Here is a 14,285-nt window from a genome sequence, read left to right as displayed (position 1 = left end):
AGTAGGGGGTTTGCACGATGCGTGTTCGGGGGGACGCAGGCGGCGGGGGCGCGGATTTCACGACGCCACCGTCGGGCGGTGTGATGGTCGGTCCGCCGCACACCGCTGACACCGGCCGGTACCAGCGGCGCGACCAGCACCTCGTGCCGAACCGCCTGCAGACGGCGGCCGCCGTCTTGCTGCCCACGACCCTGCTGATCTGGCACGCCACGCTGTACGGCGCGTGGATCGTCGACGACGCGGCCATCACCTTCGCCTATGCCCGCAGCATCGCAGCGGGCGCCGGTCCCGTGGTGCAGCTCGGTGCAGATCCGGTCGAGGGCTACTCCAACCCGGCGTGGATGGCGCTGCACGTGCTGGGCAGCTGGCTCGGCCTCTTCGACCGGGGCACCTGGTTCGGCGTGCCCGACTACGTCGCCTTCCCGAAGGCGCTCGCCATCGCGCTGTTCGTGGTGACGCTGCTGGGCTGCCACCGCGCAGCCCGCGCGATCACCGCCCGGCCTGCGCTCGTGACCGCGGCCACCGGTGTGCTGCTGGCGGCCAACCCGTCGTTCGTGATCTGGGTCGTCTCCGGGCTGGAGAACTCGTTGCTGGTCGCGGCCGCGGTGTGGCTGGCCGCTCTGATGACGCCCGCAGTGGCCGAGGGCCGTCTGTACGAACCCCGGACGGCGGTGTGGTGCGGTCTGCTCGTCGCGCTGGCCGCGCTGACGCGGCCCGACGGCCTCGTGTACATCGCCGCGTACCCGGTGGTGGCGGTGCTGGCGGTGAACCGCGGCGGCGTTGCGCGGATGGTTGCCTCCATCGCTCTGTCGACGGCGGCGTTCGCCGTGCCGTTCGGCGCGTACCTGGCCTGGCGGGTCGCGGTGTTCGGGGCCTGGCTGCCCAACACCGCCGTCGCCAAGGGGCAGGCGCTGCCCACCGCGGAGAACCTGGAGCGGTTCGACGAGCTCAACCGGAACCTCGGCTGGCCCTACGTCGTGGTCGTGTTGACCACCATCGTCGCCGGGCTGGTGTTCGGAGCGCCGCATCGACGAGCGCTGCTGGCCACGGCCGTGCCCTTCCTCGGCGCGGTGACCGCGTTCGTGGTGCTGCAGGCCGACTGGATGGGGCAGTACCGGTTCGCCACCCCGCTCTGGGCGCTCGGCGCGCTCTTGCTCTCCCTGTCCGTCGCCCGCCTGCTCGCGGTGCTCGCACCGCGGCGCTTGGCGATGATCGCTGTGGTTGTGGTCGTCGCGGCGGGCGTCGCCTCGAGCCTGCCGGAGATGCGGGACGACGCGCAGGACTTCAGCGCGGAGCCCACCTTCGGAGTCTGCATGGCGGCCGAGTACTCCGGGCATCTGGTCAACGAATACGCCACGGCGCTGGGTGTCTCCGGCGGCACGGTGTTCACACCCGATCTCGGTGGGTCGTCGATGACCAGCCGGTTGCAGTTGGTGGACATGGCCGGTCTGGTGGACGCGACCATCGCGAAGTTCTGGGCGGAGAAGGACTACGCCGGCCTGCGCGACCACATCTACGACCGGATCCGGCCGACCTTCATCAAGGCCGACGAGACCTATTACTTCCAGGAGCCCGGCCTCCACGAGGATCCGCGGCTCGCGCGCGACTACATCGCCATCGCCTCGCACACGACCGTCGACGGAACGTTCACCGACTACGTCCGTCTGGACGCTGTTGCGGATCAGGAGAAGCTCGCCCAGCTGAGGACGCAGGCCGAGACGACGTTGCTGCCTGCGGCGGAGCGGGTGAACGCGGAACCACTTGCGACGTGCGGGGATCGGCTCGTCCCCTGACGAGGGCGCGGCCGCCCTGCCGTCATCAGCACTCAGTAACAGCTGCGTGACCGAGCGCGATCAGGTTCCAGTCCCCCTCGACGGAAACGGAACCGATGAACGCCTCGCGCGCTGTCCCTCTCCTCTTCGTGGCGCTGACTGCGGCCGCGCTGGCCGGCTGCTCGATCGGCACGGCTCCTACACCGCCGCCAGTCACCGTCACGGTCACGGTTCCGGCACCTGTGCCTGCGACGCCGACGGACGGCGCTGCGCCCGCCGCCACCGAGTGGCCGATGCCCGACGTCGTCGGGATGAACCTGCAGGCCGCGCAGGACCACCTGCAGGCCGTCACGGGCTTCGGTGTGCCGCTGTCGACGTCGACCGACGCGACCGGGCAGGGGCGAGCTCAGATCCTGGACCGCAACTGGGTCGTCTGCGCGCAAACGCCGGCGGCGGGGACGAGGATCACCACCGGAGTCGTGCCGGACTTCAAGGTCGTCAAGACCGACGAGCGCTGCTGAGGCGATGAGTTGCGGGCGGCTCGGCGGTCTGCACGTACATGTCCGAGGTTGAAGGCAAGGTCCGGCTCTACATGTCGATCTCGCTCGACGGGTTCATCACCGGTCCTGACGACGGTCCGTCGCACGGGCTCGGGGTGGGCGGCGAACGGCTGCACGCCTGGCTGGGCGACGGTGGGGTCGATCCCGCGTCGTACCGGCCGGCCGACGCTACGGACGCCGAGGTGTTCGACGAGGGGATGGCGACCGGCGCGGTCCTGACCGGCCGCCGCACCTTCGAGCACGCCGGTGGCTGGGCCGGCGATCATCACGACGGCGTGCCGGTGTTCGTCCTGACCCGCTCGATCCCGGACGAGCCACCGCCGGGGCACGCGCGGTACATCACCGACGCCGAGTCCGGTGTGGCGCAGGCGAGGGCAGCGGCCGCGGGCCGGGACGTCATGATGCACGGCGCCTCGGCCGCGCAGGCGTGCCTGGTGGCCGGGCAGCTGGATGAGATCGAGCTGCACGTCGTACCGGTGCTGCTCGGAGGAGGTCGCCGCCTGTTCGACGGCCTTCCGCCGGGGCAGGTGGAGTTGGAGCTGTTGCGGTCCCTGCAGGGTTCGGGTGTGCTGCACCTGCGCTACCGCGTCGTCGGGGGAGGTCGGTGATGGGCACCATTCGTGTGGACATGACGATGTCGCTGGACGGCTACATCGCGGGTCCGGACGACGGGCCGGACGCGCCGATGGGCGTCGGCGGCTTCCGTCTCTTCAACTGGCTCGACAAGCGGAACGATCCCGGGCCGAGCGGCGAGGTGTACGCGGAAGGCCTGGCCACCCGAGCGCTGATCTCCGGCCGCCGGACCTACGAGCTGGCCGGCCGCTGGGGCGGCGACCACCACGACGGCGTACCGATCTTCGTGCTGACCCACGAGGTGCCCGACGAGACCCCACCGGGCACGGTCCGCTACGTCACCGACGCGACCGAGTGCGCGGCGCAGGCCCGGGCCGCGGTCGGCGACGGGGTCGCCATGGTGCACGGCGCCGGCGCGGCGCAAGCGCTCCTGCGAGCGGGCGAGGTCGACGAGCTGGATCTGCACGTCGTCCCGGTGCTGCTCACCCGCGGCCGCCGCCTGTTCGACCACCTCACCGCCGAACACGTCGAGCTCGAGCTCGTCCGGCAGATCCGCACGCACGACGTCGACGACCCCGGACAGCACGTCCTGCACCTGCGGTACCGCATCGCTCACGCAACGCCGGGCAGGTACCCGGCGCCGAGATGAACCTAAGTGCCGCCCGAGCTTGATCAAAGGGCGCTCCGGTCAATCTCGCCAGAACCAAGCAGCACCGGCGCGTGCCCGTCCGCAGGGACACGGATGCCGCCGGAGGCGACACCATGATCCTCTAGCAAGCGCTGCAGGCGAGGTAGGAACGATCGGACAGCGACGGGAGAAGCGATGAGCGCGACGTTCAGCAGTTGGGACGAGGTCAAGGCAAAGGGTGCCGCGGTCGACTCGCGCACTCCAACCGAACAACAGGCAGGTCGTGCTGCCGCCGCCGAACGCCGCGATGTCTACGTACGCGTCGCCCCGGGGGCAGCTGACCGGCCGCCGCCTGTTCGACCACCTCAAACGCCGGACGGGTACTCAGCGCCGAGATGAACCTCAGCGCCGTCCGAGGCTGATCAAAGGCGCTCCGGTCGATCTCGGCAACACAAAGCAACACCAAGCAGCACCGGCGCGTGCCCGTCCGCAGAGACACGGCTGCCGACGACGGTCAGATCAGCGCGCCGGTGGCCAGAAGCGGCCGGTGCGCGCCTCGATCTGGTCGGCGGCGTCGAGCAGCATGAGGTCGCTGTGCCGGCCGCCGACGAGCTGGACGCCGGTCGGCAGGCCGTCGGCGATGCCGGTCGGGACCGAGACGGCGGGTAGCCCGAGCACCGGCACGGTGATCTGCGGCCACTGCGCCGCGGTCATCGCCTCGACCTCGTCGGCCCCCCGGGTGTCGCGGTCCTGCACGAACGGCGGCTCGGCCGAGGACGGCGTCAGCAGGATCGGGAACTCGCGCAGTGCCGCCTCGGCCCGGGCGACCAGAGTTCCGCGGCGCGACCACTGATGGGCGTACTCGCTCAGGGCGGGCGGGGGTCCCCACATGCGCTCGGTCACCTCCAAAGTGGCCAGCATGTTCGCGCGAACGGTGTCGTCGGCGTGCTCGAGGATCGTCGGCATCGTTGCGCGCATCTCTTCGAAGATGAGGAAGTTCCAGAGCGGGTACGCCTCGCGCAGGATCGGGAACTCGATCTCCTTGATCTTGTACCCGGCGTCGAGCAGGCAGGCGACCGCATCGTCGATGGCGGCATCGACACTCGGATGGGGTGCGCCCAGACCGATGTCGCGGACGACGCCGACGTGCAGCGGGTGGGTGTGCCCGTGGCTTGTTCGGTGAGCCGGTAGGCCAGGCGGGTTTCGGGCGGGCTCATCGCCGCAAGACCGAGCCGCAGATCGCGGGTGCTGCGCGCCATCCAGCCTTCGACGGCGAGCAGCTGACCGGCGAGAGAGTCGTCCTCGGGCGGGACGTAACCGGCTCCGGCGCGCGCGAGCCAGTTGAGGTCGGCGCTCGACGTCGGGCGGATGGCGGTGACCCCGCAGACGAAGGCGGGATAGCGCACCGAGCCGCCGATGTCGTTGCCGTGGGCGATGGGGAGCATGCCGGCCGAGACGGCTGCGGCACCGCCGCTCGAGCCGCCGGGAGTGCGATCGTGGTTCCACGGATTGAGCGTCTTCCCGTGGAGGTCGTTGCCCGAGAACCAGCGCAGCGAGAAGGCCGGCAGGTTCGTGCCGCCCAGGAGGATCCCGCCCGCTTCGCGCACGTGCGCCACCAGCGGAGCGTCGTTCTCCGCGATCTTGTCGGCGAGCGCTGTGACACCGTGCGTGGTTGCGCGCCCGCGCTGGTCGACGTTGAGCTTGATACTGGTCGGGACGCCGTGCAGCGGTCCCACCGACGCGTTCGCCACGAGGGCCCGGTCGGCGCTTCCGGCCTGGGCGAGGGCGTCGGCGGGATCGAGTCCGACGATCGCGTTGATGACGTCGTTCGTCTCGGCGATCCGGTCCAGGAACGACGTGGTCACCTCGACGGACGAGACGCGACGGGCGCGGATCGCCTCGGCGAGCTCGGTGGCGGACCAGCGCCACAGCGGATCGTGCGGGTCGTGTTCCGACATGCGTTCCTCTCAGGTGGCTACGGGTCGGCGACTCAGCCGGTCGGCGCCGTCGCGCAGGCGTGGACGGCCGCCGGGAAGGTCACCCAGCGATCGGGGCTGAGAATGTCTCGCTCGGCCTGGTCGACGAGCTCGGTGGCGGCGGAGTCCCAGGCACCGACCTCCAGGAACGCGCGGGCCCGGCCGACGGTCTTGCGACCCAGGAAGGAGTTCGCGGGCAGGACGGCGCTGAAGGCGTGCAGGGTCGGCTCGAGGCCGACACGTCGGAACAATCCCGGCAGGTGCCCGGCCGCAGTGAAGTCGTACCCGAAGGTCTCCTCGACCCTGTCGTGGACCTCGGTGATCGCCGGCGTGGCGGGAAGGTAGTTCCAGGTCCGGAAGTCCATCTCGCATGCCATGAGGTGCCCGGCGGGAGCCATCAGGCTCCGCATCCAGTCGATCAACGCGTGGCGTCCCTCCACGTTCTCCGGCTCCCAGTAGAGGACCCGGCTCGCGAAGACGAGGCCGTAGTCGCCGGGCCGTGCCTCCGATCGGTCGATCACCTGGACCCTGTCGCGTCCGAGTTCCGCGACGCAGGCCGTGACGTCGGAGTCCTCGTCGTCTTGCGGGCCGCGGACGACGTCGACCTTGCCGGCGGAGCCGGCCCAGTCGGCCAGGAGAGCGAGGACCAGCGGATGCGGGCCGTCGAAGGCGAGCACCGAGCGGCTCGATCCGGGGGCGGCATCCGCGAGCAGCCGCTGGACGACGGGGACCTCGTGCTCCGCCACGAACGCGGCGTAAGCGTCGGAGTCGGCGGCGTCGTCGGCGTCGAAGATCTCGGTGAGCCTGGGCCACATGTCCGCTTCGATCATCTGGGCTCCTCTGTCCGTGCCCGTCGCCGGAGCGCGGGCGATTCGTCTGTCGATCGGCCCGCATCGAGGACCGTGGTTTCCGCACCGTACGGCTTGTCATCACCGCTGACAATATCGATGACAAAATCACGGCGAGAATTTGTCACCACTATTGACACCGCTGTTGACATATCTCAGACTCCGTAGCTCATCGGTGTGACCTGCAACGTCGCCCCGTCCACCGAGGAAGGAGCAGCTGGTGTCGCTCGCCCCTCATGCCCACACGCGCCCGGCGACGAAGGCCGGCGACGGTCTTTCGGTCAGCGACCTCGACGTCCGGGTGGGGGCAGGTGTCCTGGCGGTCAACGGCGTCGGATTCACACTGCGGCCCGGTGAGGCCATCGGCCTGGTCGGCGAGTCCGGATCGGGCAAGTCGACCGTGGCTCGAGCCGTGCTCGGGCTGCTGCCCTCCCCGTGCCTGGTCACCGCCGGCACGATCACTCTCGACGGGCGCGACATGACTGCTTTGTCGAGGTCCGGACTGCGCGCCCTCCGGGGTGCCCGGGTCGCGGCCGTCTTCCAGGATCCGCTCCGCTCGCTGAACCCCGTGATGTCCATCGGCGCCCAGCTGGCCGAGGCGGTGCGTCAGCACCACCGCGACCTGCGTCGACGAGCCGTCGTGGAGCGGGTGGACGAGCTGCTGCACGCCGTCGGTCTGCGCGAGCCACAGCGCGTGCGGGCGTCGTACCCGCACCAGCTCTCGGGCGGGATGCGGCAGCGCGTCGCGATCGCCGTGGCCCTGAGCGGCGATCCCGAGGTGATCGTCGCCGACGAGCCGACGACGGCGCTGGACGTCACCACCCAAGCCCAGGTGCTCGCCATCTTCGACCGGTTGCGCGCCGAGCGCGGCCTGGCCCTGCTGCTGATCAGCCACGACCTCAACGTTGTCGCCCGCCACGTCGACCGGATCGTCGTGATGTGCGACAGCCGCGTCGCCGAGTCCGGGCCGACCGCCGAGGTCCTGCAGCGTCCGCAGCACCCTTACACGCAGGCACTGCTCGCATCCGCCCTCGGCAGGGGCGGCGGGCCACGTCGCGTTCTGCCCGTGGTGACCGGTTCGGTACCGGTCCCGGTCCACGAACCCCGCCGTGCCTGCGGTTTCGCGCAGCGGTGCCCGCGCCCGGTCGCGGCTTGTGGCACCGCTGCCCCACCCCTGCTCCAGGTCGGCCCCGCCCACATGGTCGCCTGCGTCGAGCCTCGAACCGTCGGCAGCGAGGTCCGGCCCGGCGCCTCCGGTGCCGACGAGGTGGTCGATTCGACAGCCACGCCCCTCCTGAGCGTCACGGCCTTGTGCGTCGACTTCCGGGTGCGCGGTGCCGGAGGCGCCCGCATCCACCACGCCGTCCGCGACGTCGGTCTCGATCTGCGGCCCGGTGAGACGCTCGCGATCGTCGGGGAGAGCGGCAGCGGCAAGACGACACTGGGCCGAGCAGTTCTACGACTGGTCGAGCCCACGAGCGGCGAAGTGCGCTGGGACGGCTCCCTCGACCTGCGCTCCCTGGGTCCCGAGGCGCTGCGCGGCTGGCGCGTGAACGCACAGATGATCTTCCAGGACCCGGTTGCGAGCTTCGACCCGCGCAACACCGTCAACGAGGTCCTGCGTGAGGCGATCGCGGCGCATCCGAGCGATGGAGAGGCCACTGATGCAGCGACGCTCCTGAGCTCGGTCGGGCTGGATGCCGAGCTGCTCACCCGCTTTCCGCACGAGCTGTCGGGCGGTCAGGCACAGCGCGTGGCCATCGCACGGGCGCTGGCAACGCGACCGCGCATGCTGGTCCTCGACGAGCCGACCTCATCGCTCGACGTCTCGGTGCAGGCACAGATCCTCAACCTGCTGGTCGAACTGCAGTCGAGGCTCGGCCTCGCCTACCTCTTCGTCACCCACGACCTGACCGTCGTCGAGCACCTCGCCCACCGGGTCGCGGTGATGCGGGACGGAGAGCTCATCGAAGAAGGCTCTGTCCGCACGGTCTTCGACGCCCCACAGCACCCGTACACGCGCCAACTCCTGGCGGCCGCCCCGCTCACCGACCGGGCAGGACCACCGCGCCCGGAGGTCGAGGTGCCGGCTGCAACGCCGACCCCGGAACTGCCGACGCGGCTCGCCCGCCGCCGCGCCCCGGCCGGGTCGGCCCGATTCTGGCTCCAACGGGTCCTGCTGGCCCTCTTCGCCGCCTGGGGTGCCTGCACGATCGTCTTCCTGGTAACCCACCTGACGTGGGACCCGGCGGTCCAGCTCGCCGGCAAGTTCGGCACCCCGGAGAAGGTGGCCGAAATCCGGGCCCTCCTGGGATACGACCAGTCCTTGTGGTCGCAGTACGTGGGCTTCCTGCACCAGCTGATCACGGGAAACTTCCCGGACTCCCTGCAGTTCGGCATCTCGCCGTGGGAGGCCATCGGCAGCCGGGTGGGACCGACGCTGACCCTGGCCGGGACGACACTGGTGGTCATCGTGGCCGCCGGCATCGGGTTGGGGATGATCGCCGGCTACCACAACGGTCGACCTCTCGGCGTCGCGATCAACGCCTACATCATCACGGCTCAGGCCGTTCCGACGTTCGTCGTCGGCCCGCTCCTGGTGTTGCTCTTCGGCGTCACGTGGCGGGTGCTCCCGGTCTCGGGCTACACGAGCGCCGCCAGCGTCGTCCTTCCCGTGATCACACTTGCGTTCTACCCGGTCGCGGAAATCGCGCTGATCCTGCGCGCCAGCATCATCCACACGGTGCACAGCGAGCACGTCACCTTCGCCCGCTCGAAGGGGCTGTCCAAGTGGCGGATCGCCGTGCGACACGTGCTGCGGGTGGCACTGCTACCCATCATCACCGTGCTCGGGTTCAACGTCGTGTACATCTTCGCCGGCGTCGTCATCGCCGAGCAGATCTTCGCCCTGCCCGGCCTGGGCAATCTGCTGGCCAACGCGCTGACGGCGCAAGATGTGCCACTGGTCACCGCGATGGTGGTGCTGCTCGCACTCCTCGTTGCCGTGGTGAACCTCCTGGTGGACATCGCTTATCGCATCGTCGACCCGAGGTTGCGCCATGGCTGACAGCAGCAAGCCCGCCCGCGGCCACCGAAGCGGCCGCCCTCACCTCCGTGATGCCGGAGTCACCGTGTGTGCGGGCTTCGCCGGCTGCATCCTGCTCGGGCTGGTGGCGCTGCTCGGGCCGGTGTTCCTGGACGATCCCAACAGCCAGGACCTCGAGCACAACTACGCCCCGCCGATATGGGCCGCCGGGGGGTCGTCCGCGCACCTGCTCGGAACGGACGAGCTCGGCCGCGATCTCCTGGCCCGCGTGGCGACCGGACTGCGCATCTCCTTCGAGGTCGGCCTCCTGGCCACCGCCCTGGCCGCGGCGCTGGGGGTGACCCTCGGCATCGTGGCGGGCTGGCGCGGTGGCTGGCTCGAGCAGGTGATCATGCGGGTGATCGACATCCAGTTCACGATCCCCGGGCTGGTCCTGATCATCCTGCTGGCGGCCCTGACCCGCCCGGACGTCCTCGGGACCTCGGTCATCCTCGCGGTGGCGGCCTGGTTGTACTTCGCCCGCATCCTCCAGCCCGTCGTGGTCGCCCTGCGCGGCAGCGAGTTCGTCCAGGCGCTCACGGCGACCGGCGTGCCGCGCTCCCGGATCATCGTGCGCCACGTGGTACCGAACCTCGCGAGCCTCATCCTCTCGCTGACCGTGCTGACCTTCGCCACCACTCTCGTGGCAGAGGCGGCCCTCGGGTACCTCGGGCTCGGCATCCCACCGCCGACGGCCACGCTCGGCTCGCTGCTGAACGCGGGCCAGACAGCGCTGACCGCGGGACATTCCTGGCTGCTGATCCTTCCGGCCGCAGTCCTGACGCTGCTCCTCGCCGCGGTCGGTGTGATCGGGAACTGGATCGATGAGCAGCTCGACCCACGGACCTCGGCAGCGCAGACCCCTGCAGGGACGCGACACAAGCGCACCCGCACCAAGTACCGGACCCACCCTTCGAGAACGGAGACGAGCGATGCCTGAAGACACATCGGGTCCGCCGGTGTTCGCCGGCCCGGAGGACCTCCACGAGTTCGAGGGCCTGGCGGACCTCGAGCGACGCATGGACACCAGCGCCGCGGTCCTCGCCCAGGTCGATGTCCCGGTCGACGGGACCGTGCTGCACCTCGGCATCCAGGGAGGTGCGTGGCTGGCGCCGCTCGCGGCGGCCGTCGGGCCGGCCGGCCGGGTGACCGTCACGGGAGATTCCTCGGGCACGCCCGAGGAGGAGGAGGAGGAGGAGGAGGAGGAGGAGCTGGTCTGGATGTCCGCGGCAACCGCCAGGGTGGTGGCGGACGCCGGGTTGACCAACGTCCGGTTCGTGCACCCTGCTACTGCTTTCGACGGTCGGCTCTACGACGTCGTGGTCAGCTTCCGGGCCCTCTACGGGCGGCCGATCCGGGAGTGGGACGACTTCATCGACCGTGCGCTCGCGGTGACCCGCCCCGGGGGCACGCTCGTGGTGGTCGAGTACGACTACCGGAACTGGCACTACGCCCCTCCCGCTCCAGCGCTGGAGCTGCTCAGCGGCGCCATACAGAGCCACGCGCAGGAACGTGGGGACGTCGACTTCACGATGGACCGCATCCCCGGGATCTTCCTGACCCGCGCCATGGTTCCCGAACTGCACGCGGACTGCGCGGCGCTGCCGCCCGGGAACCTGCTGCTGACCAAGCCGGTCTCCGCAGCCGCGACCGGCACCGGCATCAGCGATCCGGTCCGCGCGGCGCTGGGCGACGACGAGGTCGAGCGGATGCGCGCCGCCGCCCACCCCGAGTCGATCGACCCCGAGCGCTGGACGTTCGCGCCCCTCGTGCTCGCGGCCTGGGCCCGCCTGCCCGCTCCTACCAGCACCGACGACGCTCCCAGCTCCGAGGCGATCTCATGAAGCCGCACCGTCCGTTCCGTCGCATGACGCTGCCCGCGCTGTCCTTCGCCGTCGTACTGGCGTCAGCATCCTGTGGCTTCGAGGGCGCCGATCCCGGTGCCGCCGGTTCGATCGTGGTCAGCACCGACCACGTCCCGTCCAGCCTCAACCCGGGACTCGATGCGTCCGGGTCCCAACTGGACCTCAACTTCCTCGAGACCGCCGTCACCACCACGATCAACAGTGATGGGGCCGTCGTCACCGTGCCGATGCTCGCCACGTCGTGGAAGCAGGTCGACGGTGACACGTGGAGCTTCGACGTTCGACCGAACGTCACCTTCTCCAACGGTGAGGCGCTGACGGCCGGGGCGTTCGAGTACAGCCTGGAGCTGGCGAAGAAGGAGAGCCTGCAGACCGGGCCCATCCTCGCCGACTACACGATCACGGTGGTCGACGAGCTGACGTTCGAGGTCTCGAACACCAAAGCCGCGGACGCCGTCCTGCCGGACCAGATGAACTGGCTCTACGTCTACCCGCCGAAATACACCGAAGAGGTCGGCTTCAATGCGTTCGGCACCAAGCCGGTCGGCACCGGACCGTACGAGGTCAGCATGTTCCAGGGCGATACATCGGTGTCCCTGACAGCGAACGACACCTACTGGAACGGCAAGCCGACGATCGAGAAGGTGACGGTCAACACCGTCGCGGATGCCGCGACCCGGGTGGGCACACTGCTCTCGGGCGACGCGCAGGTCGTCCTCCCGATCCCCACGGGGCAGGAGGGCCGTGTCGAAGGTGATACGAAGCTCAAGCTGACGTCATCTCCGAGCTCGACCAGCGACTACCTCCAGCTCAACGTGGCCCAGCCGCCGTTCGACGATCCGCGGGTGGCCGAGGCGGCGTCGCTGGCGATCGATCGCAAGGCACTGATCACCGGGATCCTCAACGGGGACGCGCACCCCTACAACGGACTCGTCTACCCCAGCATGCTCGACGGCGCCGGCGCGCAACTGCAGAGGCCCATCGACCCGGACGTCACGCGGGCCAAGGCGCTCATGCGCGAGGCGGGCAGCGCCGCACAGACACCGTTCACCCTTTTCACCGCTCAAGACATCCCCCAGGGTTCCCTGCTGGCGCAGGCCATCGCGACACAGCTCGAGTCGATCGGCCTGAAACCGCAGGTCCGCTCGTTCGAGAACTCCGGGCAGTACTTCGACGCGTGGGCGTCCGGCAAGGAGAAGGGCATCGCGCTGGGTCAGAACCTCCTTCCCTGGCCTGCTCCCGACATCCTGTTCCAAGGCTTCTTCTCGCCCGGCACACTCTTCTCCCCGCTCGGCAGCTGGCCGGAGGCGAAGACGCTGGCCGATCGAGCCCGGGGCGAGGCCGACCCGGCGACGCGAATCGCGCTGTTCAAGGACCTGCAGGACTTGATCCTCGGCCAGCACCACGCCTGGATACCGCTGTTCATCCTCGACACCACATACGCGAGTTCGACATCGGTCGAGTTCCCGCCCGTCGCCGCCCTCTACGGCACGTTCGCCGGCCTGAGACTGAAGTAGCAAGTCCGGCGGGGCCCGCAGGACAGACCCTAGGGACGACGCGGGACCCGCCGATACGCTGAGGCCATCCCACACCAGCGATGTCCCGCTCTGACAGAGCGGCCGAATTCGCAGAGTCCGGAAAGCAGGCAATGACCGCGAACGCAGATCGACGCCGGGTTGCCTCGGACACGGCTACCTCCTCGCCCCCGAAGACCAACGGGGCACGCCGCGGTCGACGTCCGGTCCTCGCCCGCGAGCGCATCGTCGACGTGGTCTTCGAGCTCGCCAACTCCGAGGGCGCCTCCGCCCTGTCCACCAGGCGAATCGGCGAGGAGCTCGGTGTCGATCCCACCGCGTACTACCGCCACTTCCGCAACAAGGACGACCTGATCCTGGCGCTCGGCGAGCGGATGCGCCACCTGGCGTTGGACCGGGCACGGGCGGCCATGCCGGCCGACCCGTCGTGGGACCAGGTGCTGCGGTCGCTGGCGGACGCCGTCTGGGACGTCGCCATGGAGCACCCCGCTGCGCACGCCCTGACGTTCTCACGCACGAGCGGTGGCGCCAGCGAGCTCGAGGGCGCCGAGTTGATTCTCGCGACCCTGTACCGGGAGGGTCTCTCACGCACCGACACGGTCACCCTTTACCAGACCTTCGTGGTGGTCATGCTCAGCGTCTCCGGTGAGTTCGCGGCTCGTGCGTCGCTCGACGATGAAGGGCGCGCCAACCAGTCCGCGATCTGGCCGGCGGTCTACCAGTCGCTGCCCCGCGATCAGTACCCGATCGCACACGAGCTCGCGGAGGAGCTCGGGGCGGACGATGAGGACCGCGTCTTCTACATGACGGCGGTCGACGCCTGCATCGCCGAGATCGCGCGGCGCATCGCCGCCGCCGCCGACACCACCCCGAGCGCCGAAGGCTGAGCGCGGGAGCCGATCCCCGCCGCGGCCAGCGCCGAGATGAACCTCAGCGCCGTCCGAGCATGATCAAAGGGCCCTGTGGTCCATCTCGGCGGAGCGTTGCTCCGTATCAACTCGGTTCGCGATGACACCTGGCCCACAACGTGGGCTTACGCCCGCAACATCAGAGGTGGCCCGAGTACTGGGCGCGCCATCGATCGATCAGGGCCGGCAACTCGGCCTGCATGAACCCGTAGAAGTCACGCATCGCGTTCAGCCTGCCCTGCGCGGGACCATTCGCCTCGACGGCCGCCACGCCGGCCGAGCCGATTTCCTGCATTACCTCGATCATGGCGTTCTGGCCGCTCATCAACCGTACCCACGCATCCGGGCGCATCGAGAAGTGATCCCGTCGGCTGCCCGGCACCGGAACCTGCTCGACCAGACCGACCGTGCGCAACATCGTCACCGCCGCCGCGGCGCGACCCTGGCCGCCCATCTGCTCGTACCTGCCACCCAGACCGGGACCGCGCTGCGCAACACAGCATTCAAGCTCTGGCCGAAGATCGCCCTCGACGCC

General features: G+C 69.9%; 12 protein-coding genes and 1 pseudogene. 9 read left to right on the top strand and 4 right to left on the bottom strand.

From position 1 onward, the window contains the following. The first annotated feature begins 17 nt into the window (after nucleotides 1–17). The 4 genes from LL648_RS06345 to LL648_RS06330 all read left to right on the top strand — a co-directional run bounded on the left by LL648_RS06345 (nucleotide 18) and on the right by LL648_RS06330 (nucleotide 3,554). Nucleotides 18–1,793 (top strand): hypothetical protein, encoded by a 1,776-nt coding sequence (locus tag LL648_RS06345; RefSeq protein ID WP_232661455.1) that lies wholly within the window; start codon nucleotides 18–20, stop codon nucleotides 1,791–1,793. 128 nt (nucleotides 1,794–1,921) lie between these two features. Continuing rightward, a complete protein-coding gene (locus tag LL648_RS06340) occupies nucleotides 1,922–2,293 on the top strand; it encodes a PASTA domain-containing protein (RefSeq protein ID WP_232661454.1) in 372 nt (123 codons plus the stop codon). Nucleotides 2,294–2,331: 38 nt separating this feature from the next. Next, nucleotides 2,332–2,940 (top strand): dihydrofolate reductase family protein, encoded by a 609-nt coding sequence (locus LL648_RS06335; protein ID WP_232661453.1) that lies wholly within the window; start codon nucleotides 2,332–2,334, stop codon nucleotides 2,938–2,940. Further along, nucleotides 2,940–3,554: a dihydrofolate reductase family protein gene (locus LL648_RS06330; protein WP_232661452.1), complete on the top strand. Its 615-nt coding sequence runs from the start codon at nucleotides 2,940–2,942 to the stop codon at nucleotides 3,552–3,554. The genes LL648_RS06335 and LL648_RS06330 overlap by 1 nt, the downstream gene beginning before the upstream one ends. Before the next feature lie 498 nt (nucleotides 3,555–4,052). On the opposite strand, the gene LL648_RS43785 is transcribed toward LL648_RS06330, so the two are convergent. The 3 genes and pseudogenes from LL648_RS43785 to LL648_RS06320 all read right to left on the bottom strand — a co-directional run bounded on the left by LL648_RS43785 (nucleotide 4,053) and on the right by LL648_RS06320 (nucleotide 6,339). Continuing rightward, nucleotides 4,053–4,655, bottom strand: coding sequence for an amidase family protein (locus LL648_RS43785; protein ID WP_255684787.1), 603 nt, complete (start codon nucleotides 4,653–4,655; stop codon nucleotides 4,053–4,055). A gap of 83 nt (nucleotides 4,656–4,738) precedes the next feature. After that, nucleotides 4,739–5,491, bottom strand: a pseudogene (locus LL648_RS43780) (amidase family protein); the annotation flags it as partial. A gap of 32 nt (nucleotides 5,492–5,523) precedes the next feature. Next, nucleotides 5,524–6,339, bottom strand: a complete 816-nt coding sequence (locus LL648_RS06320) for a hypothetical protein (RefSeq protein ID WP_232661451.1) — start codon at nucleotides 6,337–6,339, stop codon at nucleotides 5,524–5,526. A 238-nt stretch (nucleotides 6,340–6,577) separates the two neighbouring features. Here LL648_RS06320 and LL648_RS06315 point away from each other — a divergent pair, with 238 nt between their 5' ends. The 5 genes from LL648_RS06315 to LL648_RS06295 all read left to right on the top strand — a co-directional run bounded on the left by LL648_RS06315 (nucleotide 6,578) and on the right by LL648_RS06295 (nucleotide 13,729). Beyond that, entirely contained in the window at nucleotides 6,578–9,424 is a 2,847-nt protein-coding gene (locus tag LL648_RS06315) for a dipeptide ABC transporter ATP-binding protein (protein ID WP_232661450.1), read from the top strand. Between the two features lie 64 nt (nucleotides 9,425–9,488). After that, entirely contained in the window at nucleotides 9,489–10,382 is an 894-nt protein-coding gene (locus LL648_RS44815) for an ABC transporter permease (RefSeq protein ID WP_232661449.1), read from the top strand. Further along, on the top strand, nucleotides 10,375–11,286 hold the full coding sequence (locus LL648_RS06305) for a class I SAM-dependent methyltransferase (RefSeq protein ID WP_232661448.1): 912 nt from the start codon (nucleotides 10,375–10,377) through the stop codon (nucleotides 11,284–11,286). Before LL648_RS44815 ends, LL648_RS06305 begins: the two co-directional genes overlap by 8 nt. 23 nt (nucleotides 11,287–11,309) lie before the next feature. Then, entirely contained in the window at nucleotides 11,310–12,824 is a 1,515-nt protein-coding gene (locus LL648_RS06300) for an ABC transporter substrate-binding protein (protein WP_232661447.1), read from the top strand. A 251-nt stretch (nucleotides 12,825–13,075) separates the two neighbouring features. Further along, complete coding sequence (locus LL648_RS06295) at nucleotides 13,076–13,729, top strand: TetR/AcrR family transcriptional regulator (RefSeq protein WP_232661446.1); 654 nt, start codon at nucleotides 13,076–13,078, stop codon at nucleotides 13,727–13,729. Nucleotides 13,730–13,889: 160 nt separating this feature from the next. Here LL648_RS06295 and LL648_RS06290 read toward each other — a convergent pair whose 3' ends face one another. Beyond that, the gene (locus LL648_RS06290) at nucleotides 13,890–14,204 is read right to left on the bottom strand and encodes a hypothetical protein (protein ID WP_232661445.1); all 315 of its coding nucleotides are present in this window, start codon (nucleotides 14,202–14,204) and stop codon (nucleotides 13,890–13,892) included. Between the last annotated feature and the right edge of the window lie 81 nt (nucleotides 14,205–14,285).

The organism is Pseudonocardia sp. TRM90224, assembly GCF_021245725.1.
Taxonomy (GTDB): Bacteria; Actinomycetota; Actinomycetes; order Mycobacteriales; family Pseudonocardiaceae; genus Pseudonocardia.
This window is presented reverse-complemented; position numbering and strand designations above follow the sequence as displayed.

Bases quoted from the DNA above. Each gene is read 5' to 3' on its own strand.
- LL648_RS06320 (WP_232661451.1), bottom strand. From the start codon at position 6,339: ATGATCGAAGCGGACATGTGGCCCAGGCTCACCGAGATCTTCGACGCC.
- LL648_RS06305 (WP_232661448.1), top strand. From the start codon at position 10,375: ATGCCTGAAGACACATCGGGTCCGCCGGTGTTCGCCGGCCCGGAGGAC.
- LL648_RS06345 (WP_232661455.1), top strand. From the start codon at position 18: ATGCGTGTTCGGGGGGACGCAGGCGGCGGGGGCGCGGATTTCACGACG.
- LL648_RS06330 (WP_232661452.1), top strand. From the start codon at position 2,940: ATGGGCACCATTCGTGTGGACATGACGATGTCGCTGGACGGCTACATC.
- LL648_RS06290 (WP_232661445.1), bottom strand. From the start codon at position 14,204: ATGGGCGGCCAGGGTCGCGCCGCGGCGGCGGTGACGATGTTGCGCACG.
- LL648_RS06300 (WP_232661447.1), top strand. From the start codon at position 11,310: ATGACGCTGCCCGCGCTGTCCTTCGCCGTCGTACTGGCGTCAGCATCC.
- LL648_RS06335 (WP_232661453.1), top strand. From the start codon at position 2,332: ATGTCCGAGGTTGAAGGCAAGGTCCGGCTCTACATGTCGATCTCGCTC.